This window comes from Duncaniella muricolitica (assembly GCF_910574735.1).
GTDB classification, from domain to species: domain Bacteria; phylum Bacteroidota; class Bacteroidia; order Bacteroidales; family Muribaculaceae; genus Duncaniella; species Duncaniella muricolitica.
In genome coordinates, this window is sequence record NZ_CAJTCF010000003.1 from 12,570 (window position 1) to 33,274 (window position 20,705).

The following is a 20,705-nucleotide window of genomic DNA, read 5'->3' on the forward strand; positions in this document are numbered from 1 at the left end:
ATAAAGTACCAGGCGTGAGTAGGGAACTTATAGTCTTAGCATGATTAGCTGTTATCTGCGGAAATAATCTGCGAAATAATTCCGGCTATAATTTGTTGGGGTGGAAAAAAATAACTAATTTTGTGGTCACCATGCGGCAGTAATAATATACATACCAACACGAGTTAGGAATCCTGTAGCTCTCTCATGCTACGAGGAGGTATTAAAAGGTGCGTTCCGACAACGCATCTAATGCAGTATATTATTGCTTAATCCAAATGAATATTATAAATTTAGGAATTCTTGCTCACATTGATGCAGGAAAAACTTCCGTAACCGAGAATCTGCTGTTTGCCAGCGGAGCAACGGAAAAGTGCGGCCGCGTGGATAATGGTGACACCATAACAGACTCTATGGATATAGAGAAACGTAGAGGAATTACTGTCCGGGCTTCTACGACATCTATTATCTGGAATGGAGTGAAATGCAATATCATTGACACTCCGGGACACATGGATTTTATTGCGGAAGTGGAGCGGACATTCAAAATGCTTGATGGGGCAGTCCTCATCTTATCCGCAAAGGAAGGCATACAGGCGCAGACAAAGTTGCTGTTCAATACTTTACATAAGCTGCAAATCCCGACAATTATATTTATCAATAAGATTGACCGTGCCGGTGTGAATTTGGAGCGTTTGTATCTGGATATAAAAGCAAATCTGTCTCAAGATGTCCTGTTTATGCAAACTGTTACCGATGGATCGGTTTATCCGGTTTGCTCCCAAACATATATAAAGGAAGAATACAAAGAATTTGTATGCAACCATGACGACGATATATTAGAACGATATTTGTCGGATAGCGAAATTTCACCGGCTGATTATTGGAATACGATAATCGCTCTTGTGGCAAAAGCCAAAGTCTATCCGGTGCTACATGGATCAGCAATGTTCAATATCGGCATCAATGAGTTGATGGACGCCATCACTTCTTTTATACTTCCTCCGGAATCAGTCTCAAACAGACTTTCAGCTTATCTCTATAAGATAGAGCATGATCCCAAAGGACATAAAAGAAGTTTTCTAAAAATAATTGACGGAAGTCTGAGACTTCGAGACGTCGTAAGAATCAACGATTCGGAAAAATCCATCAAGATTAAAAATCTAAAGACTATTTATCAGGGCAGAGAGATAAATTTTGATGAAGTGGGTGCCAATGATATCGCGATTGTAGAGGATATGGAAGATTTTCGAATCGGAGATTATTTAGGTGTTAAGCCTTGTTTGATTCAAGGATTATCCCATCAGCATCCCGCCCTCAAATCCTCCGTCCGGCCAGACAAGCCCGAAGAGAGAAGCAAGGTTATATCCGCTCTGAATACATTGTGGATTGAAGACCCGTCTTTGTCCTTTTCCATAAACTCATATAGCGATGAATTGGAAATCTCGTTATATGGTTTGACCCAAAAGGAAATCATACAGACATTGCTGGAAGAACGGTTTTCCGTCAAGGTCCATTTTGATGAGATCAAGACTATCTACAAAGAACGACCTGTAAAAAAGGTCAATAAGATTATTCAGATTGAAGTACCACCCAACCCTTACTGGGCCACAATAGGGCTGACTCTCGAACCCTTACCGTTAGGGACAGGGTTGCAAATCGAAAGTGACATCTCCTATGGTTATCTGAACCATTCTTTTCAAAACGCCGTTTTTGAAGGGATTCGTATGTCTTGCCAATCGGGGTTACATGGTTGGGAAGTTACAGATCTGAAAGTAACTTTCACTCAAGCCGAGTATTATAGCCCGGTAAGCACACCTGCTGATTTCAGACAGCTGACCCCCTATGTCTTCAGGCTGGCTTTGCAACAGTCAGGTGTGGACATTCTCGAACCGATGCTCTGTTTTGAGTTGCAGATACCCCAGGAGGCGAGTTCCAAAGCTATTACAGATTTGCAAAAAATGATGTCTGAGATTGAAGACATCAGTTGCAATAATGAGTGGTGTCATATTAAAGGGAAAGTTCCATTAAATACAAGTAAAGACTATGCCTCAGAAGTAAGTTCATACACTAAGGGCTTAGGTGTTTTTATGGTTAAGCCATGCGGGTATCAAATAACAAAAGGCGGTTATTCTGATAATATCCGCATGAACGAAAAAGATAAACTTTTATTCATGTTCCAAAAATCAATGTCATCAAAATAATGGAGCGGTCAGGGAATTAATATAAGACGCTGTGGCGACAGGAGCGTGAGGCAGTGCGCCGGGCGTATTACCTCACACAACCTTATCACCACCGCTTGCGTCCAAATGATGTGATAATTCAGGCGATAAGCCGTGTCAGTGGCCCGCGGATCCACAAACACGGCACATCGCCTTGTGCTGTTTATCGGTTGCCCGACTGATTCCGTGCTGCACACCGATTCAGCTTCGGGCAGTTCTGATTTTGGATATGATGCCCGGCTGAAGCCGGAGGCGGCGACAACGCCAGAGCAAAGCGAGGGCAAGCCTTCGCTCGACTCTCGCGTTGTCGCCTCTCTTTGGAATATCTGTCTGCAAACGATGACTGTGGCCGCTTCAAGGCTGGCACTTTGAAACGGCAACGGTCAAAGGTGGCCGGTTCTTTCCCTTGAAGATTTTGAGCCTCGGCAGGGACAGGCGTTTTGGCGTGCGAAGTTACTGCGTCCGGGAGGACCGTCAAGTGACGCTACGCTTGTGGTCGGCGTCCGCACTCGTGAGCCTCCACAAATTCTTCTCGTGCCTCAAACAATTTGGGTATCCCTCGCTTGCCGCTGACTACACACTTGCCTTATCCTCCCTTTATGGCCGCAGTCGTGGAACAGCACGAAAAACGGCCAGCCCTGCCGGAGAAGCTCAAAGAGCTTCAAACAAAAGGGAGAAAATTAACTCAAACGCTCAAACATCAAATGACTATGCGAGTAAAAAGAATGAAAGTAGCAGAGGGCAAACGGCTCAATATCGGGCAGTTCCCAAATTTCCACCGCTCCGGCTCCATTAGGGGCATGAAAAAACTCTACTATGGCGAGAACTGCCTTTTGGTACGCTGTGGCAACTACATCTACAACGTGACCTCCGAACCCTCAATCTACAATCAGGCAACAATCTAAATCATAAGAACATGGAAAATTATAACGGAATAGCAATATCCAACAACGACAAGGAATTTGTCGTGGCGTTTGACAACTTTGTCAACGGCAAAATGCAATCCGCAACCAACACAGGAAAGGCACTCGCCACAATACACCGCTATTTGCAGTCGCAGGCTTTCAAGGTGTGCGTGGCTTATATCCGTCAGCTCGCTGTCAACTACCGCACCGGCTATTATGACGAGCGGAACGAAACGACAGCCCGGAGAGCGGCGATGATGTACGACACACTGATGAACGGCGATGAAATCTATGACCCCGAATATAAGGAACTAAAGGATAAAAGCGTATGAACGACACCGATTTTCCCGAATACGGACGCCAGTGCGAGTTGCTGACACCGTGGCGAGGCTACCACCGTGGCACAATCGTAGGACTGAACGGCTACCGCTTCATCATCGAGGTAAGCAGTGGCGCGAGGATTGAACTTTACGAAGATGAAATTGAATTTGACTGACTATGAACAGACTGTTGACACCGAAATTTGAGGAAGCCATAAAGGACTATCCTCTGTACTCGCAGGACGGCAAGGAGAGAAATGCCGTGTGCGTGGCGATATTCACTATCGGAAATATCTGTTGGTTTGTGCTTGAAGGAGGCAAAGAGGGAGACGATACAATCCTTTACTGCATAGTGGTCGGACTCGGCGAAGATGAATACGGCTATGTGTCGCTCAAAGAACTTGCCGATGTCGAACTTGACTATCGCAAACAAGGCTTCGGCATTATCCGAGTGATACAAATGCCGTATTTCACCCCATGCCCCATAGGGCAAATAAGCGATGAGAGGCTTCAAGACTTCTTGAACCGCCTTTATGATTGACCGAACACGTCAGCCGTGGTGTTGTGCCACGGCTGACATTACCGAAAAATTCGGTCTGCCACCTCCATGCCGGACGTGGCAGACATAAACGTGTACTGACATGATTTTACAAACCATAATCCAAGTTGCCGCACAATGCGGCTGGAGTGTGACCGCCAATGTGAGAGACGGAAACATCACCTCTTTCGATTTCCGGCGGAATACCGAGAGCGGAGTGCCGTTCTGCTTCTCAGCCGACATGACCGGTAGCAAACCGACTTCGCTGGTGGACGACATACTGTCGTTCATCGACGCTTTCCAACCCGACATCTTCGCGCGGCAGTGGTGCCGGATTTCGGGTGCCGGAGAGAGCCGATATGCCCAAACACTCTCCGACATGGACGGCATACGCACCCGGGCATGGCTACTCGCCATCGACCTCTCCGAAGCCTTCGCCGCTCCGCGCCCCTCGCCGTGGTATCTCTGGAACTGACAGTGCCGTTTTATCGGTTCTTCCGTTTTCTTCCCCGCTTGACCTGCGGGTGGTCGAGCAGGAAAATTATGTCGCTTCCGAGTATCAGCCTGTGCCAGCCGTTTTCCGAGCGGCGGTATGGGAGTACCGGGGGCGATTGCCTCATGTATTCGTAAATCGTTGTATGGCTTATGCCGAGCAATTTTCTTGCCGCCATCACCGAATATAGCAAATCGGGGACTATCCTGTGAAAATCAGGGCGCATGGCTTTTCTCCCCACTTTCCATCACCGCCTGCCGGCGGTATGCGTTTATGAAAACTTCGGCGGCTTCCACTGCCATCTCTGCGGAGAGGCTGATATGCGCTGGCCACCTTGTAAGACGGTTCTCCGGAGTCACGACATCCGACAACCGAATGTCGTGATAATACAGCGCGACCGCAAGGTCATATTTCCGCTGTTCCCAATCTATGGGTGTAGGTTGTACGTTGTCTTTCATTTTTCCATGTTCTTTTGAGTGTTTATCCTGAATGTCTTTCCTCGCAAGGCGACGAAATTGAACATCTCCTTGAAGCGGTCATATATCCTCTCGCCATAGGCCTCCTGTATCTGGTCGATTGTGAAGTTGGTGGTGGCATGGGTGAACTGGTGGTAGCGGTTGTCGTAGCGTGACTGGAAGATGTACTGCATAACATTCTCGAAGTTGCCGTACCTTCCTGTCGGCAATGTCTCGCTGCCAAGTTCGTCAAACGCCTGTCTTGGACTGTCGATATACTGCCTGATGCCCCGGTAGCCTCCGTATATTGACTCATCGGCGTAAGCGGCGCATACATCAATCACGTTGTCTATCCGGAAATAATACCGGTTGCCCTCGATGTGCGGCCTCACAAGGGAGCAGAACTCCCTGATGATTTTCAGCATGGTGGATTTGCCCGTACCTATGTCGCCCCAAATAAGAAGCCCCTTGTCCGGATCAAGGTTGCCGTCATAGTCCATCACCGCCCAGTGAACGATGTCGTTGTATGCCGGTTTCATTTCTTCCCTCACTGTGAAGCCCGGGCAGACAGCAACGGCACACTGCATGAAAAGTGTCTTGTATTCGCTAATCCTCGATAAGTCCACAGTTCGGTTTGATCGGCGTTCTGCGGCCTCTCTGATTTCCCTGACGGCTTCCGCCGGGTTTATTTTCTTTGGGTATGCCATTGTTCCGTTCTCGTTCTAATCGGGCGCGGGCCCAGTTGAAAAAATGATCCTTGCACTCCTGCACGGTCTGATGATTCTTTTTCTTGATCCTGCACTCCTGAAAAAAGTCAGGAAGCATATTTTCAAGTATCTTCCTTTCGCAGTGCAAGGCTCCGGCTATTTCGTCGAGCGAAGCCGTATCCTTTGAAAAAATTTCAAAAACTTCTCCTTCACGCGCGGGGGAGAGAGAATTTTTATTTATATTATTATCTATATAATATATGTCCCCAAAGGTGTCCCCAACAGTGTCGGAAGAAGTGTCCCCATTTGTGGGGGATTGAGCTTCTGAAGAAGCCCCGATAGCCGTTGTATCCGATGGAGCCATGATTGAAAAGCCGGGTATCTGATCCATGACAAGCACCGTGTATAATGTCGCGTTGCCTATTTCAAGTCGCCGTATCCACTTCTGCGCCTCAAAAATCCTCATGTATCTTCCTACTGTATCTTTGTCCGCTCCGATTGAGGCGGCCAGTTTTCGTGTCGAGGCCACGAACTGACCGGGCAGGATGTCTATTGTCGTGCCTTTTATGGGATATGTGCCTTTGGCTCTATGCACGCGGAAAAGTATCTCCAGCCAGAGATGTACCATCCGGCTCTCGGAGTAGAGCCATTCCACGTCGCGGAGATAGTGCATTACGGGTATCCATGAACGGTTCATTTCGGCTGTTTATATTCTTGGGGTACATATATATTGGAGTTGTGCGTATGCCTCAGGCTTTTCCGCTTGGAGTGTCAACATCGCGGTCTGTCACATATAGTTCCTTCGGGAACACCACACATCCGGCAATCCTCTCTATCTCTTTCTTGCAGAAGGAGGGTATGCAGCAGCATCCGGCTTTCCAGTTATAGAATGTCTTGCGTTTGATGCCTTCTCCGCAGGCTCTTACTACCGCTGTCACGAAAAAACGGTGGTCAGTATGGGGTAGCGTGGCGAGATAGTCGTTAAGACACTTGGAGTCAATCTCTTTGATCTGTTGTGTAGTCATAATTTCGTCCTTTAAGATTAAATGAATCAGGTCTGCCGTTTTTTTTCAAGTGTTGCGTATCCGGCACGCTCCCTCACATCGTAAAGAGAGAGGAAAAAACGCCGCCCGTTACGCTCCGCTTTCAGGGAGCCGTCATGTATCGCGTCGCGTACACGCTGGTCTGAACAGTGCATGATCTCCGCCGCCTCACGCACGGTTATCTTTCTGTCGGGAGGCACCGGTGCGGTGATGTTCCGCTTTATCTCTTCAAGGGTGTTCTCAATCCTTGTGAGCCTCATTGTTATGCGTCTGTCTTCACTCATAGTCGTATCCGTTTTATAAGCTGTTTGACATTTTTTCTTTTAGCAACCATTAGCTATGTTTAGAAAAATGATTATCTTTGCAATTAGAAATAATTAATCTAAATTAGGTAGTTGCATTAACACTAACAAACTAATTGTACTAAATGATTGTTTGAAGTGTTATTATTGGAAATACCTAATCAAATTTATTATAAAATATAAACATGAGTTTATGGACAACATAAGAAATAGGGTGAGACAGGCGATGGAATGGCTGAAAGACAACAGGCTGTTCAACTCCAACCGTGTCATTGCGGAAAAGATGGGCTACAATCCCAGTGTCGTGTCACAGGTGATAACCGGCAAATCCAAAGTGACGGAACGCTTTGTCAAAAGCCTGTGCAGCATATACCAGCCCCTGAGTTTCGATTGGATATGGAACGGGAATGGGAACATGATACAGGAGACAGTTCCACGACAGCCGGAAGCGGATCCGGAGCCGCCGCAGATGGACCGCTTCTCATATATCCTCGCTGACATGGCTGAGATCATAAAGAACATGACGGCCTTCATGGGGCCGATGAATAACCGGCTTGAACGTCTGGAAAAGAGGATTGATGAACAGGCGAAGGAGATAGAACGGCTACGCTCTGAACTGTCTGCAAAAGAGAAAGCCGCCACCTCCCGGAAGAAGTGACGGCTGCACCCATGTTAAGGTAGAGATTATTTAAGTTTACCGAAGCCCTGTATGACGCTCGTCTGAAGCACATGGGCGTATTTCTCGGTCATTGCCACGTTGGAGTGGGCGAGCATCTTGCTCACAGTCTCGATACCCACGCCTTTTGTCAACGCCCACGTTGCAAACGTGTGGCGGCCTACGTGCATTGTCAGGTTGATGTGCAGACTGGCAAGGTTGGCGATTATCTTCAACTGGTCGTTGCATTTCTGGTTGCTCATCAGATTGAGGTTGTAGTTGTACTTTTTCAATATGGCTATCGCCTTAGGCAACAGCACAATCGTATAGGGCATACCGGTTTTCATACGCTTGTCTCGTATGCAGTAGTCCTCGCCCTGCCTGAACACGTCCGACTTCTTGATCTTCACAAGGTCGGAGTACGCCAGCCCTGTGTAGCATGAGAAGATAAACATATCGCGCACTTTCTCGGTCATGCCGTAGAGTTCAAGGGCTTCCACGCGATCACGTTCCTCTTCGGTAAGGAATTTTATGCCCTCCGATTTTCCACGCGAAATCCTCATGCCGTCGTATGGGTTGGACTCCAGCTTCTCAAACTGTATCGCCTCCACGATATAGGGTTTGAGGCGTTTGTGATAGCCGTGAACCGATGCCTGGGCTGTCACACGCTTGCGTATGAAATCGTCCCATAATCTGATGTTCTTTGGGGTGAGGTCGCTGAAGAAGCGTATCAGCCCGAAGTCGCGCAGGCATTTGAGCATCACCTTGTGCTGCTTGCGTGTTGACTCCGTGACCGGGCGCATGTCGATACGTTCCTCCAGCCAGTCGAGAAAACTTGCCGACGAACCCTGCAACTTCGTTTTCTTGACCTTTTTGAGAAGCGACAGGTCGTATTCGCCCTTTGTCGAGGCTATGGACGACATCTTCTCATGCAGACCGTCATAGACACGGCGTATCTGCTCGTTCAGATGGTCGGCCTGAGGGTGGTTGACCACCTCCTTGCCGTTCCACTGCTGCTTGAGTACAGCCACGCCGGTGGAGAGACGGACGCGCTCACGGTTGTACGACACCTCAATCTCCACGGTGCCGGGGTTGACGGCCGATGCCTTCTTGCGGCGGTCGAAAACAATCTTGATCTGTGGTATTCCTGCCATAAGTAAAAGATTTTAAGAATGATACATTCAAATTTCTCGTGATGTGGTACACGAAAAAGCGTGTACCACAAATTCCGGGAAATGTACCACACGTGTACCACATACCATTTCAACGCATCCAACAACGAGGCTGTTGCACGCCCCGAATCTTTTGGAAACATTTAGCACAAAATAGCAAATATCAGAGAGTTGGCACTCTAAACAGGCTCCGGTCGCTATGGCAAGACCGGGGCAGGAGACAACGGCTGATATTTGTTGGAAAAGCTGGTACATTTGTGGTACTTTTTTGTGGTACATTCACGAAATCTGTACCAAAGATAATGTGCTAATTCCGAACTAACAAATGCTAACTTTGGCTATCGGCAGGAAATACGGTTTGTGCTAAATCTTTCTAAATCAAGATTTTATAAAATTGCTAACACTTGCACATCAGTCACTTACGGACACGAAAAAAGGGCCACTGAAAAGTGACCCTTTAGTGATCCGCCTGGGGCTCGAACCCAGGACCCCAACATTAAAAGTGTTGTGCTCTACCAGCTGAGCTAGCGAATCCTGCTTTTGGAGGATATCTGCTCTATGTTTGTTGAGCTTGTTTAAGGCTCAGAAGCGTTTTTCCTTAAAAGCAGTGCAAAGGTAAGGCATATTTTTGAATCCTGCAAGTATTTTGCAAAATTTTCGTGATTTTTTCTAAATTTTCTGCTTTTAGGCCCCAAAACATAGGGGTATTTTATTGGAATTGCCTAAATTTGTACCTTATGAAAGGAATTGTTATCAAAAATACCGGGAGCAATTATTTGGTCCGTACCGAAGACGGACGGGATCTCTCGTGCAAAATAAAAGGAAATTTCCGTCTGAAAGGTATTCGCACCACAAATCCTGTGGCTGTTGGCGATATCGTTTCTCTTACCGAGACAGCCGGCGGGAGTGACACACCATATATAATATCGGTGGAACCTCGTCGTAATTATATAATACGTCGCTCAAGCAATCTGTCAAAGCAAGCTCACATTCTTGCGGCCAATCTTGACCAGGTGTGCCTTGTGGTTACACTGTTTCACCCTACCACTTCCACGACTTTCATTGACCGCTTTCTTGCTACGGCCGAGGCTTATCGTGTCCCGGCTGTTATTGTCATAAATAAGGTTGACCTGCTTGCCGATGATCCCGAGGCTCTTGAGTATCTTGAGGCTGTGAAGTATCTTTACGAATCTATCGGATATAAGGTGTGTGTGCTTTCGGCTCTCACCGGCGACGGCATCGAACAGCTTAGGGAGACTCTCTCGGGCAAAGTCACTCTTTTCTCCGGAAATTCGGGTGTGGGAAAATCCACTCTCATAAATGACCTTATACCGGGTGCCGACTTAGCGACTGCAGAAATATCATATATACATGATACGGGTATGCATACAACGACTTTCTCAGAGATGTTTGCCGTCCCTGATATGCCCGAAGGTACATATATCATCGATACTCCCGGAGTAAAGGGGTTCGGCACTCTTGAGTTTGACAAACATGAAGTAGGCCACTATTTCCCTGAAATATTCCGCTATGGAGCCGAGTGTCGTTACAGCAACTGCACACATACCCACGAGCCAGGATGTGCCGTCAAACAAGCTCTTGACGACAATCTTATAGCCCAGTCCCGCTATGCGTCATATCTCTCAATCCTTGAGGATGAGAATGATGAAAAATACCGCAAAGGCTACTAAGCCTGCTCCCCATCGCCCTAAACATATAATCAGTCAAATATATTTTCACGATTTTTGGCATCATGACCGTCAGTTGTGAAAATTATGTCAACGGCGAGTCCCAAAAACGTCCGCGAATTGTTTTCACCTATATATAATATAACAACTCGCGACGTACACGTCACCCAATCCAATGAAACATTACGTAACCCTCATCATAATATTGCTCGTGACGGCCATTACAAGTCCGGCGGCCACGCGCAAACCTAAGAAGACAGCCCGTCAAGCCAAGACGAGCAAGACTGTAAAGGCTGAGCCACGTACCTCGGGTCCGTTTGTCGTACGTCTTGACACTCCCGAAGCTCCGGCCGGACTTGACGGCAAAAACATTGCGCTGTGGGCAAGCCATGGCCGGTATTACGACGCAAACGAGGACCGCTGGCAATGGCAGCGAGGACGACTCATGGGTACTGTCGAAGACCTGTACTCCGTTAGCTATGTTTATCCGTATCTTGTGCCTATGCTTGAAAATGCCGGGGCTTATGTCTTGATGCCGCGCGAGCGAGATACATCAAATATCGAGGTAATCGTTGATGCAGACGGAGGCTTGGCCCAAAACGGTTATTCAGAAAAGAATGGAAGCAAGGCATGGTCGACCGCTGAAAACAAGCGTGGATTTGCCTATAAGTCCGACATATTTACAGGCACATCCAACCCGTTTATGCATGGGTCCCTGCGCAAAATCCCGACAATCAAGGATATTGACAAGGCTTCATCAGCCATATGGACAGCCGACATTCCCGAGCAAGGCGAATATGCCCTCTATGTCAGCTATGCCTCTCTTCCTGAAAGCGCGCGTGACGCCCGTTATAGAGTTAAATCATTGCGTGGTGTCGAAGAGTTTCAGGTCAACCAGACCATGGGTGGCGGCACATGGGTATATCTCGGTACATTTCCATTTGCCAAAGGCTCATCACCCGTAGTAGAGTTGCTGAACGTCTCGGAAGAGGACGGCAAAGTAGTGACAGCCGATGCTATCAAGATAGGCGGAGGTCAAGGCAATATCCAACGCGGCTCAGGTGACACAGCTTCGACAAGCGGCTATCCGCGCTTCACCGAAGGAGCACGTTACTGGCTCCAATGGGCCGGCATACCGTCAAGCGTTTATTCCATAACAGGAGGTGAAAACGATTATGAAGATGACTACAAGTCACGAGGAATGTGGGTCAACTATCTTGCTGGAGGCTCAAAATCGCTTCCGGGGCACAACGGACTCGGTATTCCGGTCGACCTGTCGTTTGCACTACACACCGATGCTGGCACAACCGATGACGATGTAACCACCGTCGGCACACTGCCCATTGTCTCCACAGCCGGAGGGACTCTCGGAAATGGCAAAAGCCGAAAAACGGCTCTGACATACGCCAATACGGTCACCAATCAGATAATAGATGATATCTGGAGTCTATATGATCCAAACTGGACACGACGCAAACTACGTGACAAGCAATATCACGAAGCCCGCGAGCCACAGGTCCCGGCAATGCTCCTTGAACTTCTGAGCCATCAGAATTTTGCCGACATGCGTTATGGGCTCGATCCTAATTTCAGGTTTCACGTATGCCGCGCCATATATAAAGGTATGCTAAAATATCTGCATCAGACCGAAGGCACACCCTATATTGTCGCGCCCTTACCTGTCAAGGAGTTTTCTATCGCAGGATCAGACGGAGACTATACACTTAGCTGGTCCCCTACCCCCGACCCGCTCGAACCGACCGCCAAAGCCGAATATTATATCGTCTATGAGCGCGTAGATGACGGAGCCTTTACAGAGCTCGCCATTATCGACGACTGCTCTATCACTGTCGCGCCCGAGGACAGCCGTATATACAGCTATATGATTGTCGCGGCCAATGACGGAGGACGCAGCTTTCCATCGGAAGTGCTCGCTCTATGCCATATGTCGGGAGAAATGCCACAAGTCACAATCGTCAACGGTTTCACACGCGTGTCAGGTCCGTCAGAGGTGTATCGCGACGGAAATGTAGGATTTGATTATGAGGACGACCTTGGCGTTCCCTACATCAGCGATGTACTTTTCACAGGAGCGCAGACCGAGTTTCGCCTCGGTGAACCGTGGAAATCCAACGATGCTCCGGGTCATGGCGCAAGCCGTGCAACGCATGAGACAATGGTTATAGCCGGCAACACTTTTGACTTTGCATATGTCCATGGGACTGCTATCAAAAGTGCCGGACACTCATTCATCTCCCAAAGCTTTGATGCCTTTGTCAAATCGACCGACTCTCCGCGCATCATAGATCTCATACTCGGCAAGCAGAAAGAGATTACAGCCGGGGCATCGTCAGCTACCCGCTACAAGCCATTCACGGCCGAGCTCAAGCAACGTCTCACCGAGCTTTCCGATGCAGGTAGCGCACTCCTTGTCAGCGGCAGCTACATAGGCCAAGATCTTTTTGACAATCCTTTCAGCATGCCATCCGTATCACAAGCCGACAGGGCGTTTGGCCACAGTGTCCTCGGCATCGACTGGCGACAGTCAAAAGCCACTGTCACCGGTATGGTAAAGGAAGTCAACTCGAAATATGCCCAATTTAACGGACATCTTAAGTTCGGCTTTAATCAGCAACTGTCATCCGAATGTTATGCTGTCGAATCGCCCGAATCGTTTATACCGGCCCAGCCGTCAGACGGAGCCGTCATCCTGCGTTATTGTGAAAATGACTATCCTGCCGGCACGGCCATGTCATCGACTACCCACAAGGCTGTTGTGCTCGGATTCCCGTTCGAGACCATAACCGACCCGTCCGACAGACTCAAGCTTATGAAGCAGATCATGGCCTTTCTGACATTACAGCCCCGACACCTGTCGGCTCAAGACTCCATAAAAGTATTTGCCGGAACACTCATAGCCCCTGAAGAAATTTCGCTCTCATCCGAGGCATATACCGTCAACGGCATGCCACTATTCATGAGAGACCCGGCAAAACTCAACGAGCCCGAAACCCGTCGCACCCGCCGCAGAAAATCTTAGAGGCCAATACATTTGTCATCCTTAACCACCACCATCTCAACCATCCACCCAATCACACCTCTTGCAATGGAAAAAGCAAATACCCCCCACTCCCGCCTATCAACATATTCACTCCGTAAAATAATATCAGACGACAAATATACACTCGTAAATCTGACTGATGAACTTATCGAATTCAATCTCGGCGGCTATGACCGCATGCGACAGATACTTGATATGTCAGACTCTCCGTTTGCCTATAGTGATTATATTGACAACGGTGCGTTACATCGGCTTATACCTTTTCAGGCAGGAGCTTTACGCGATGACTTTGATTTTGGGAAAGTTGTCATGATACGCACACGGTGCATGAGAGAGATTCTCGATAATACTGACAAAGAGTATGAAGCTGCCGGGTGGTATAGCCTGCGACTCGGCCTTACCCGAATGGGAATGCCGGCCTATTGTCCGGAGCCGCTGTACAGCACAAGCAGAAAAGCTACGGATATTGACGGCGAAGCCGCCCACTTTGCCTACGTCGACCCTAAAAACCGTGAATCACAAATAGAACTGGAGCAAGCTGTCACCGACCATCTCATCAAAATCGGAGGCTATATCCCACCATTCCGACGAAACAAAATCAATGTATCGGAAGGGACCTTTCCTGTGGAAGCAAGTGTAATCATACCTGTCAGAAACCGTGAACGTACCATTTCCGACGCCGTACATTCAGCCCTCGGCCAACAGACCGACTTTGACTTCAATATAATCGTCGTCGACAACCGCAGCTCTGACGCGACATCCGAAATTCTTACCGAAATCGCGTCCGGCTCACCCCGTCTACACATAATCGACACCTCTTCACTCCCCTACCCTTATATCGGCATCGGAGGGTGCTGGAATCTGGCACTTCAGTCAGAACATTGCGGACGTTTTGCCGTGCAACTTGACAGTGACGATCTGTACATCTCGCCCAAGACACTCCAAAAGGTTGTCGACAAATTCCTTTCCGAGCAGTGCGCCATGGTCATCGGGTCATATACCCTCACAGATTTCAACCGCAACATACTCCCTCCGGGACTCATCGACCATGCCGAATGGACCGACGAAAACGGGGCCAACAACGCCCTGCGCATCAACGGACTCGGGGCTCCCCGTGCATTTTACACACCGATAGCCCGCAACATCGAGTTTCCCGACACATGTTATGGTGAAGACTATGCAATGGGGCTTGCCATAAGCCGGCAATACCACATAGGCCGCATATATGAATCACTCTATCTGTGCCGACGCTGGGAGGACAACACCGACCATTCCCTCAGCCGTGACCGAATCAACCAAAACAACTACTACAAGGATTCAATACGTACTCTCGAACTCAAAACCCGCATAGAATGGCTAAAAAAAACACGCTGATCCCCATTCAGGATGACATTAACACACTCTTCGACAGCCAGCTTAACGAATGGAAGCTGCTCAGTGACAACTATGCCATCTATGACGAATCGCCATATGATAAAATATTTTTCTCCGACGTCTTCTGGGAGGGGAGCAAAATACTCCTTAACTATCGCAAAGCATCACTTTCGGCCGACCTTAAAGCAATAGCCGACGGCCGACGGCCATGCTTCCTGTGTGACAACGCCCGTCCGGCAGAGCAGAGCCATGTCAACTGGGGAGATTACAAGATACTGGTGAATCCCTATCCGGCGTCTGACATACATTTCACTATCGTAAACCGCGACCACACTCCTCAGCACCTTGGCGAACGCATACTTGACATGGCCAGGCTCACACGCATTCTTCCTGACTGCTGCATTTTTTATAACGGTCCGAAATGCGGAGCATCCGCACCCGACCACATGCACTTTCAGGCTGTCGACATCCATGAAAGTGCCAACTTCATGCGCACCGCCCAATACATGACTGAAATCTGCCATATCGGGAAAAGCCGTCTCTATATTCCCAAGCCCAACATGGCTGCCTACGGTCACTTCATCCTTGAGATAAAAGATGATGCCGACATAATGCCTATGTTTGATCTCGTCACATCTTCAATGCCAAAGGGTGAAGGGCACGAACCAATGATGAATGTCGTGGCCTTTAAGATGGGAAAGACAACCCGCATAGTCATCATCCCCCGCAAGAGTCACCGACCGTCATGCTATGGCAGCGAAAGCGACCGGATGCTCATCAGCCCGGCCTCGCTTGAGATGATGGGCAAATTCATCACCTCTCGCCATGAAGACTATGACCGACTTGACGAACAGACAATACAACTTATATATGACGAGGTTGGTTATACTACCGCCGAAATTACAGGATTCATAAAGACAATATCCGAATGAAAGAACCTTATGTAACCATAGGCATCCTGTCAGGCACAACCGTAGACTTCGAGTTGACAGGCATCTTCTCCACTTCCGATGAAAAAGTTGTCACCGGACATCACTCTGTGGAGATTGCGGAGTCGGGGCTTGGTATCCTATGGAATAACAGAGTATACACGACCATAGAATTTACGCCTTCCTCCTACGATGGCGACACCTTCGAGCTGGAAGGAGTCACCATTGGTGTAGACTTCCACTGGGAGCGAAAAGAGAACCAACGTTTCCGAGGCTCGCTTAAACTCATAATCGACAACGGAAAGATTATCGCCATCAACGTGGTCAAAGTTGAAGATTATCTCATATCAGTCATATCAAGCGAGATGAAAGACACCTCGTCAATCCCGCTTCTGCGCGCCCATTCGGTAATATCAAGATCTTGGTTGCTCAAACAGATGCAAAGCAAAAACTCCGCATCCTACCGCAAACCTCTCTCCGCCTCGACCGACAACGAGGAGATAATACGCTGGTGGGACCATGAAGACCATTCGCTGTTTGACGTATGCGCCGACGATCACTGCCAGCGTTATCAGGGCATAGGACGCGTGTCAGGCTGCATTGCGGCCGGAGCTGTGGCCGACACCCGAGGCTTGGTGCTCATGCATGCCGATAAACTGTGTGACGCACGCTTCTCCAAATGTTGCGGAGGCGTGTTCGAGCGATTTGAATCATGCTGGGATGACACACCTCACCCCTACCTCATCCCGCGGCGTGACTATATAGAGTCCACAAAATATCCCGACCTGACCAACGAGGAGGAAGCCGGCAAATGGATTATGGCATCACCAACATCGTTCTGCAACAGTGCCGACCGCCACACATTGTCGCAAGTGCTCAACAGATATGATCTCGAGCGCAACGACTTTTACCGATGGACACAGCACTATTCTCGTCAACAACTGTCGGCACTAATAGAGTCACGCTCGGGCCTTGGTGTTGGAGAAGTCATCGACCTCATCCCCTTGCAGCGTGGCAGCTCGGGCCGCATTGTAAAGCTCCAGATAGTCGGCACATTACGCTCGGTGGTCATAGGCAAGGAACTTATGATACGACGCACCCTATCCGAGTCACACCTGCTTAGCTCGGCCTTCGTGGTCGAGCGACACTTCGACTCAGACAGCACACTGCCCGATGCTTTCACTCTGCACGGGGCCGGATGGGGCCACGGAGTGGGCCTGTGTCAGATAGGCGCGGCCGTGATGGGCGAAAAGGGCCACAGCCACGAGGAAATATTACAACATTATTATCCCGGAGCATCAATAGTAAAAATCTACTGACCTATGGACAAGACTATCCCAACCACCCGACCGGCCAAACGCTCGCCCTGGGCCTGGGTCCCGACCCTCTATTTCGCCCAAGGCATACCTTACATCGCCGTGATGACGCTGTCGGTCATAATGTACAAACGCCTCGGCATCTCCAACACCGACATAGCCCTCTACACCGGCTGGCTCTATCTGCCATGGGTCATCAAACCGTTCTGGAGTCCTTTTGTCGACATCTTCTCCACCAAGCGTCGCTGGGTGCTGGCCACACAGTGGCTTGTAGCTCTGACATTTGCCGGCATCGCCTTTACACTGCCCACACCATTTTTTTCAGTCTCACACTGGCCATATTCTGGCTTGTCGCCTTCATATCAGCGACACATGACATTGCCGCAGACGGTTATTATATGCTCGCACTCACACCCCACGAGCAATCATTCTATGTAGGCATCCGTTCCACGTTCTACCGCATAGCCTCCGTAATAGGCCAAGGCGCGCTTGTGGTGGTGGCCGGAATCATCGAAGAGCACACAGATAATATTCCGCTCGCATGGAGCGCAGTGTTTGTGTTGCTCTCGGGTTTGTTTCTGTCTTTCGCCCTCTACCACACATGGGCTCTCCCGAAAGTAGAAAACAACAGCTCGGCCACCAGACACGACACAAAGGAAATACTTGACGAATTTGTCCATGTATTCGCAGCATTCTTCCGTAAAAAACAGGCAGGGACAGCCATACTCTTTATGCTTCTCTACCGACTTCCCGAAGCTCAGCTCGTCAAACTCATCAACCCGTTTCTCCTCGACCCAGTATCGGCCGGCGGACTCGGCCTGTCAACCTCGGAAGTAGGCATCGTATACGGCACCATAGGCATAATAGGTCTCACACTCGGAGGCATCGCCGGCGGTCTCGTAGCCGCGCGCCGTGGTCTCAACTATTGGCTCAGACCAATGGCATGGAGCATGTCGCTGACATGTCTTACGTTTGTCTATCTCAGTTGGGCCACATCACCGGGTCTACTTACCATTAACGCCTGTGTATTTATCGAACAGTTCGGCTACGGATTCGGCTTTACCGCCTATATGCTATATCTCATATATTTTTCCGAGGGCAAATTCTCCACGGCCCATTACAGCATATGCACAGGCTTTATGGCCCTCGGCATGATGCTCCCCGGCATGGCCGCCGGATGGATACAGGACACCATCGGCTACCGCTACTTCTTCATATGGACAATGATATGCTGCATAGCCACCATCGCGGTGTCACACTTGCTTAAAATCAATCCCGCTTTCGGTAAGAAAAATTGAACCATCCACCTTGTGTCGCGGTTATAATCGGAATAACCCGACATACAAAAACGTTTATGAAAATGTTGACATCCCTTCTGGGCCTTTCGCTTCTCATGACCGCCATGTCATGCTCCAATCAACCCTCTGACGTGACGACCGAACATAATGTCACCCCGCCAGTTACTGCGTCAACTGTACAGATGGTAGTAAAACCCGGCATAGAAGTCCTGCGTGACAACGGATTCAGGCAACTGGCCGGAAAGCGGGTCGGACTGATTACCAACCCCACAGGAATTGACAACGACATGCGCTCTACCATCGATATTCTGGCCGAAGCTCCCGATGTAAAACTCACCGCACTATTTGCGCCGGAACACGGTGTGCGCGGCAACCATGTGGCCGGAGCCTCTGTAGCCAATGATGTCGACAAGAAGACGGGCATACCCGTGTACTCACTGCACGGCCGCACACGCAAGCCCACCCCCGAAATGCTTCGCGACATCGACGTGCTCGTCTATGACATCCAGGACATCGGATGCCGCAGCTACACATTCATTTCCACAATGGGACTCGCCATGGAGGCCGCCGCTCGCGACGGCAAAGAATTTATCGTGCTCGACCGCCCCAACCCGCTCGGAGGCCGACGTGTCGAAGGTAACATTGTGGAGAAAGGCCGTGAATCGTTTGTCGGACAATACCCCATCCCTTATATCTACGGGCTCACACCGGGCGAGCTGGCCACATATCTCAACGCCAACGGACTTACAGGGCAAAAAAAAGTCGACTTGACAGTAATCCCGATGGAAGGGTGGCATCGTGACATGACATTTGCCGACACAGGCATGCCGTGGGTGCTCCCGTCACCCCACATACCCACTACCGACGCGGCACTGCTTTATCCTGCCACCGGCATCATGGGAGAATTGGACTATGTATCCATCGGAGTCGGCTACACACTGCCGTTTAGCCTCACAGGTGCTCCATGGATTGACGCAACCGCACTCTCCGACCGCCTCAACGCTATAGGTCTTGACGGAGTGGAGTTCAGACCTATTTATTTCAAACCTTTCTACACGATGTTCAAAGGCGAAAACCTCGGAGGCATACAGATCTATGTCCGCGAGCGAGCCACAGCACCACTGTCAATTATACAATTTTATATTATGCAGGAACTGGCGGCCCTATATCCCAACCACAAGGCCTTCACATCAGCCCAGGCATCCCGGCTCAAGATGTTTGACCAGGTGTGCGGCTCTCCAGAAGTCAGACGACTCTTTTCCACCCATTATAAAGTGGCCGACATGAAAGAATTTTGGGATAAAGACGCATCACGGTTTAAAGAAGCCTCAACAAAATATTATCTTTACCAATGAAAATAATTTTTGATTGCGGAAGCACCAAGACCTCGGTCGCCATCATCTCGTCAGACTCCCCTACCCTGCATCTCGATCTGGCCAACGGATATAATGCTCTGACAGGCGGAGACGACGAACTCCGTACACTCATATCGTCACATCCCGCCATGGACCCGTCACATACCATGGCCAGACAAATCCACTATTATGGTGCCGGATGCGCCACTCCACAGGCATGCCTTAGAGTCGGCTCACAGTTGGCCGGCATATTTCCACAGGCCGAGATACACATCAACAGCGACATGCTCGGAGCCGCGAGAGCTGTATGTGGAGACACCCCCGGCATAGTGGGCATACTCGGGACCGGCTCTAACTCATGCCTATATGACGGTAAAGAGATTACAGCCAACGTCTCTCCCCTCGGCTACATACTCGGCGACGAGGGGAGCGGAGCCGTATTAGGACGACGCTTTCTCGGCATGCTACTCAAAAACCAGTTTCCGACCCGTCTTAAACAACTGTTTGAGGCAAGATTTCACCTCGACATACCTGACATAATCACCCGCGTATACCGCACCCCGCGCCCCAACGCCTTTCTTGCATCATTTGCCCCGTTCATAGCCGAAAACGCCCATATTCCCGAAATATCGACATTTCTTTACGACGAATTTTCACGCTATGTGACATACAATCTCATGAACTACACGGCGTTTCCAGAACTTCCGATCCACCTCGTCGGCTCCATCGCACTTCACTTCAGGCATCATATCGAAAAAGCCGTCAATGATAAAGGCGGCCACATTGGCAACATCACAGCCACCCCAATCATAGGTCTCGCCACATACCACTCCATGACCTGAAACATCCAAATCTCATGTAAAAAGTATAATTTCAGCAAAAGAAGACCAAAT

21 protein-coding genes, 1 tRNA gene and 1 pseudogene are annotated in these 20,705 nt (G+C 49.3%); 15 read left to right on the top strand and 8 right to left on the bottom strand.

What is annotated here, in order from left to right; genetic code table 11:
• The first annotated feature begins 257 nt into the window (after positions 1–257).
• The 6 genes from tet(Q) to QGT73_RS00985 all read left to right on the top strand — a co-directional run bounded on the left by tet(Q) (position 258) and on the right by QGT73_RS00985 (position 4,439).
• Positions 258–2,183, top strand: coding sequence for a tetracycline resistance ribosomal protection protein Tet(Q) (gene tet(Q) / locus QGT73_RS00960; protein ID WP_016278665.1), 1,926 nt, complete (start codon positions 258–260; stop codon positions 2,181–2,183).
• Between the two features lie 728 nt (positions 2,184–2,911).
• Entirely contained in the window at positions 2,912–3,106 is a 195-nt protein-coding gene (locus tag QGT73_RS00965; RefSeq protein ID WP_032941567.1) for a hypothetical protein, read from the top strand.
• 11 nt (positions 3,107–3,117) lie between these two features.
• Positions 3,118–3,438, top strand: a complete 321-nt coding sequence (locus QGT73_RS00970) for a hypothetical protein (RefSeq protein ID WP_016278664.1) — start codon at positions 3,118–3,120, stop codon at positions 3,436–3,438.
• Positions 3,435–3,602: a hypothetical protein gene (locus QGT73_RS00975; RefSeq protein ID WP_016278663.1), complete on the top strand. Its 168-nt coding sequence runs from the start codon at positions 3,435–3,437 to the stop codon at positions 3,600–3,602. Before QGT73_RS00970 ends, QGT73_RS00975 begins: the two co-directional genes overlap by 4 nt.
• A gap of 2 nt (positions 3,603–3,604) precedes the next feature.
• Positions 3,605–3,967 (top strand): DUF2958 domain-containing protein, encoded by a 363-nt coding sequence (locus QGT73_RS00980; RefSeq protein ID WP_016278662.1) that lies wholly within the window; start codon positions 3,605–3,607, stop codon positions 3,965–3,967.
• 100 nt (positions 3,968–4,067) lie between these two features.
• Positions 4,068–4,439 (top strand): hypothetical protein, encoded by a 372-nt coding sequence (locus QGT73_RS00985; RefSeq protein ID WP_016278661.1) that lies wholly within the window; start codon positions 4,068–4,070, stop codon positions 4,437–4,439.
• A 10-nt stretch (positions 4,440–4,449) separates the two neighbouring features.
• On the opposite strand, the gene QGT73_RS00990 is transcribed toward QGT73_RS00985, so the two are convergent.
• The 6 genes from QGT73_RS00990 to QGT73_RS01015 form a co-directional block, all read right to left on the bottom strand.
• Positions 4,450–4,683 carry a hypothetical protein gene (locus QGT73_RS00990; RefSeq protein ID WP_135469636.1) on the bottom strand — a complete coding sequence of 78 codons (234 nt, stop codon included), beginning with the start codon at positions 4,681–4,683 and terminating at the stop codon, positions 4,450–4,452.
• The gene (locus tag QGT73_RS00995; RefSeq protein ID WP_016278660.1) at positions 4,673–4,915 is read right to left on the bottom strand and encodes a hypothetical protein; all 243 of its coding nucleotides are present in this window, start codon (positions 4,913–4,915) and stop codon (positions 4,673–4,675) included. Before QGT73_RS00995 ends, QGT73_RS00990 begins: the two co-directional genes overlap by 11 nt.
• On the bottom strand, positions 4,912–5,451 hold the full coding sequence (locus tag QGT73_RS01000; RefSeq protein ID WP_050582547.1) for a P-loop NTPase family protein: 540 nt from the start codon (positions 5,449–5,451) through the stop codon (positions 4,912–4,914). The genes QGT73_RS00995 and QGT73_RS01000 overlap by 4 nt, the downstream gene beginning before the upstream one ends.
• 67 nt (positions 5,452–5,518) lie before the next feature.
• The gene (locus tag QGT73_RS01005; protein WP_016278658.1) at positions 5,519–6,316 is read right to left on the bottom strand and encodes a DUF7833 domain-containing protein; all 798 of its coding nucleotides are present in this window, start codon (positions 6,314–6,316) and stop codon (positions 5,519–5,521) included.
• A gap of 52 nt (positions 6,317–6,368) precedes the next feature.
• Entirely contained in the window at positions 6,369–6,644 is a 276-nt protein-coding gene (locus QGT73_RS01010; protein WP_016278657.1) for a hypothetical protein, read from the bottom strand.
• Between the two features lie 26 nt (positions 6,645–6,670).
• Entirely contained in the window at positions 6,671–6,946 is a 276-nt protein-coding gene (locus QGT73_RS01015) for an excisionase family DNA-binding protein (RefSeq protein ID WP_016278656.1), read from the bottom strand.
• Positions 6,947–7,157: 211 nt separating this feature from the next.
• Here QGT73_RS01015 and QGT73_RS01020 point away from each other — a divergent pair, with 211 nt between their 5' ends.
• Positions 7,158–7,622 (top strand): TMF family protein, encoded by a 465-nt coding sequence (locus QGT73_RS01020; RefSeq protein WP_016278655.1) that lies wholly within the window; start codon positions 7,158–7,160, stop codon positions 7,620–7,622.
• Positions 7,623–7,648: 26 nt separating this feature from the next.
• Here QGT73_RS01020 and QGT73_RS01025 read toward each other — a convergent pair whose 3' ends face one another.
• Together QGT73_RS01025 and QGT73_RS01030 are read right to left on the bottom strand one after the other, a co-directional pair.
• Positions 7,649–8,773: a site-specific integrase gene (locus QGT73_RS01025; protein WP_016278654.1), complete on the bottom strand. Its 1,125-nt coding sequence runs from the start codon at positions 8,771–8,773 to the stop codon at positions 7,649–7,651.
• 479 nt (positions 8,774–9,252) lie between these two features.
• Positions 9,253–9,325 (bottom strand) — tRNA-Lys (locus tag QGT73_RS01030).
• 203 nt (positions 9,326–9,528) lie between these two features.
• Between QGT73_RS01030 and rsgA the strand changes: the two genes are divergently transcribed.
• From rsgA to QGT73_RS01070, 8 genes and pseudogenes are all read left to right on the top strand, one after another.
• Positions 9,529–10,482 carry a ribosome small subunit-dependent GTPase A gene (rsgA, locus tag QGT73_RS01035; RefSeq protein ID WP_280121072.1) on the top strand — a complete coding sequence of 318 codons (954 nt, stop codon included), beginning with the start codon at positions 9,529–9,531 and terminating at the stop codon, positions 10,480–10,482.
• 172 nt (positions 10,483–10,654) lie between these two features.
• Positions 10,655–13,519: a golvesin C-terminal-like domain-containing protein gene (locus QGT73_RS01040; protein ID WP_280121073.1), complete on the top strand. Its 2,865-nt coding sequence runs from the start codon at positions 10,655–10,657 to the stop codon at positions 13,517–13,519.
• A gap of 66 nt (positions 13,520–13,585) precedes the next feature.
• Positions 13,586–14,914: a glycosyltransferase family 2 protein gene (locus QGT73_RS01045; RefSeq protein ID WP_280121074.1), complete on the top strand. Its 1,329-nt coding sequence runs from the start codon at positions 13,586–13,588 to the stop codon at positions 14,912–14,914.
• Positions 14,893–15,846 (top strand): DUF4922 domain-containing protein, encoded by a 954-nt coding sequence (locus QGT73_RS01050; RefSeq protein ID WP_280121075.1) that lies wholly within the window; start codon positions 14,893–14,895, stop codon positions 15,844–15,846. The genes QGT73_RS01045 and QGT73_RS01050 overlap by 22 nt, the downstream gene beginning before the upstream one ends.
• Positions 15,843–17,162 carry a SpoIID/LytB domain-containing protein gene (locus tag QGT73_RS01055; protein WP_280121076.1) on the top strand — a complete coding sequence of 440 codons (1,320 nt, stop codon included), beginning with the start codon at positions 15,843–15,845 and terminating at the stop codon, positions 17,160–17,162. Before QGT73_RS01050 ends, QGT73_RS01055 begins: the two co-directional genes overlap by 4 nt.
• Positions 17,163–17,165: 3 nt before the next feature.
• Positions 17,166–18,457, top strand: a pseudogene (locus QGT73_RS01060) (MFS transporter).
• Positions 18,458–18,639: 182 nt separating this feature from the next.
• On the top strand, positions 18,640–19,812 hold the full coding sequence (locus QGT73_RS01065) for an exo-beta-N-acetylmuramidase NamZ family protein (RefSeq protein ID WP_425278370.1): 1,173 nt from the start codon (positions 18,640–18,642) through the stop codon (positions 19,810–19,812).
• Positions 19,809–20,654 carry an ATPase gene (locus QGT73_RS01070; protein ID WP_280121078.1) on the top strand — a complete coding sequence of 282 codons (846 nt, stop codon included), beginning with the start codon at positions 19,809–19,811 and terminating at the stop codon, positions 20,652–20,654. The genes QGT73_RS01065 and QGT73_RS01070 overlap by 4 nt, the downstream gene beginning before the upstream one ends.
• Positions 20,655–20,705: the final 51 nt, after the last annotated feature.

What these genes read in the sequence shown, in the direction of transcription:
- rsgA (WP_280121072.1), top strand. Translation starts at nt 9,529, where the DNA reads ATGAAAGGAATTGTTATCAAAAATACCGGGAGCAATTATTTGGTCCGT.
- QGT73_RS00975 (WP_016278663.1), top strand. Translation starts at nt 3,435, where the DNA reads ATGAACGACACCGATTTTCCCGAATACGGACGCCAGTGCGAGTTGCTG.
- QGT73_RS01015 (WP_016278656.1), bottom strand. Translation starts at nt 6,946, where the DNA reads ATGAGTGAAGACAGACGCATAACAATGAGGCTCACAAGGATTGAGAAC.
- QGT73_RS01020 (WP_016278655.1), top strand. Translation starts at nt 7,158, where the DNA reads ATGGACAACATAAGAAATAGGGTGAGACAGGCGATGGAATGGCTGAAA.
- QGT73_RS01070 (WP_280121078.1), top strand. Translation starts at nt 19,809, where the DNA reads ATGAAAATAATTTTTGATTGCGGAAGCACCAAGACCTCGGTCGCCATC.
- QGT73_RS00970 (WP_016278664.1), top strand. Translation starts at nt 3,118, where the DNA reads ATGGAAAATTATAACGGAATAGCAATATCCAACAACGACAAGGAATTT.
- QGT73_RS01045 (WP_280121074.1), top strand. Translation starts at nt 13,586, where the DNA reads ATGGAAAAAGCAAATACCCCCCACTCCCGCCTATCAACATATTCACTC.
- QGT73_RS00985 (WP_016278661.1), top strand. Translation starts at nt 4,068, where the DNA reads ATGATTTTACAAACCATAATCCAAGTTGCCGCACAATGCGGCTGGAGT.
- QGT73_RS01025 (WP_016278654.1), bottom strand. Translation starts at nt 8,773, where the DNA reads ATGGCAGGAATACCACAGATCAAGATTGTTTTCGACCGCCGCAAGAAG.
- QGT73_RS00995 (WP_016278660.1), bottom strand. Translation starts at nt 4,915, where the DNA reads ATGAAAGACAACGTACAACCTACACCCATAGATTGGGAACAGCGGAAA.
- QGT73_RS01055 (WP_280121076.1), top strand. Translation starts at nt 15,843, where the DNA reads ATGAAAGAACCTTATGTAACCATAGGCATCCTGTCAGGCACAACCGTA.
- QGT73_RS01065 (WP_425278370.1), top strand. Translation starts at nt 18,640, where the DNA reads ATGGTAGTAAAACCCGGCATAGAAGTCCTGCGTGACAACGGATTCAGG.
- QGT73_RS01050 (WP_280121075.1), top strand. Translation starts at nt 14,893, where the DNA reads ATGGCTAAAAAAAACACGCTGATCCCCATTCAGGATGACATTAACACA.
- QGT73_RS00990 (WP_135469636.1), bottom strand. Translation starts at nt 4,683, where the DNA reads ATGCGCCCTGATTTTCACAGGATAGTCCCCGATTTGCTATATTCGGTG.
- QGT73_RS00965 (WP_032941567.1), top strand. Translation starts at nt 2,912, where the DNA reads ATGCGAGTAAAAAGAATGAAAGTAGCAGAGGGCAAACGGCTCAATATC.
- QGT73_RS01010 (WP_016278657.1), bottom strand. Translation starts at nt 6,644, where the DNA reads ATGACTACACAACAGATCAAAGAGATTGACTCCAAGTGTCTTAACGAC.
- QGT73_RS01000 (WP_050582547.1), bottom strand. Translation starts at nt 5,451, where the DNA reads ATGAAACCGGCATACAACGACATCGTTCACTGGGCGGTGATGGACTAT.
- QGT73_RS01040 (WP_280121073.1), top strand. Translation starts at nt 10,655, where the DNA reads ATGAAACATTACGTAACCCTCATCATAATATTGCTCGTGACGGCCATT.
- QGT73_RS01005 (WP_016278658.1), bottom strand. Translation starts at nt 6,316, where the DNA reads ATGAACCGTTCATGGATACCCGTAATGCACTATCTCCGCGACGTGGAA.
- QGT73_RS00980 (WP_016278662.1), top strand. Translation starts at nt 3,605, where the DNA reads ATGAACAGACTGTTGACACCGAAATTTGAGGAAGCCATAAAGGACTAT.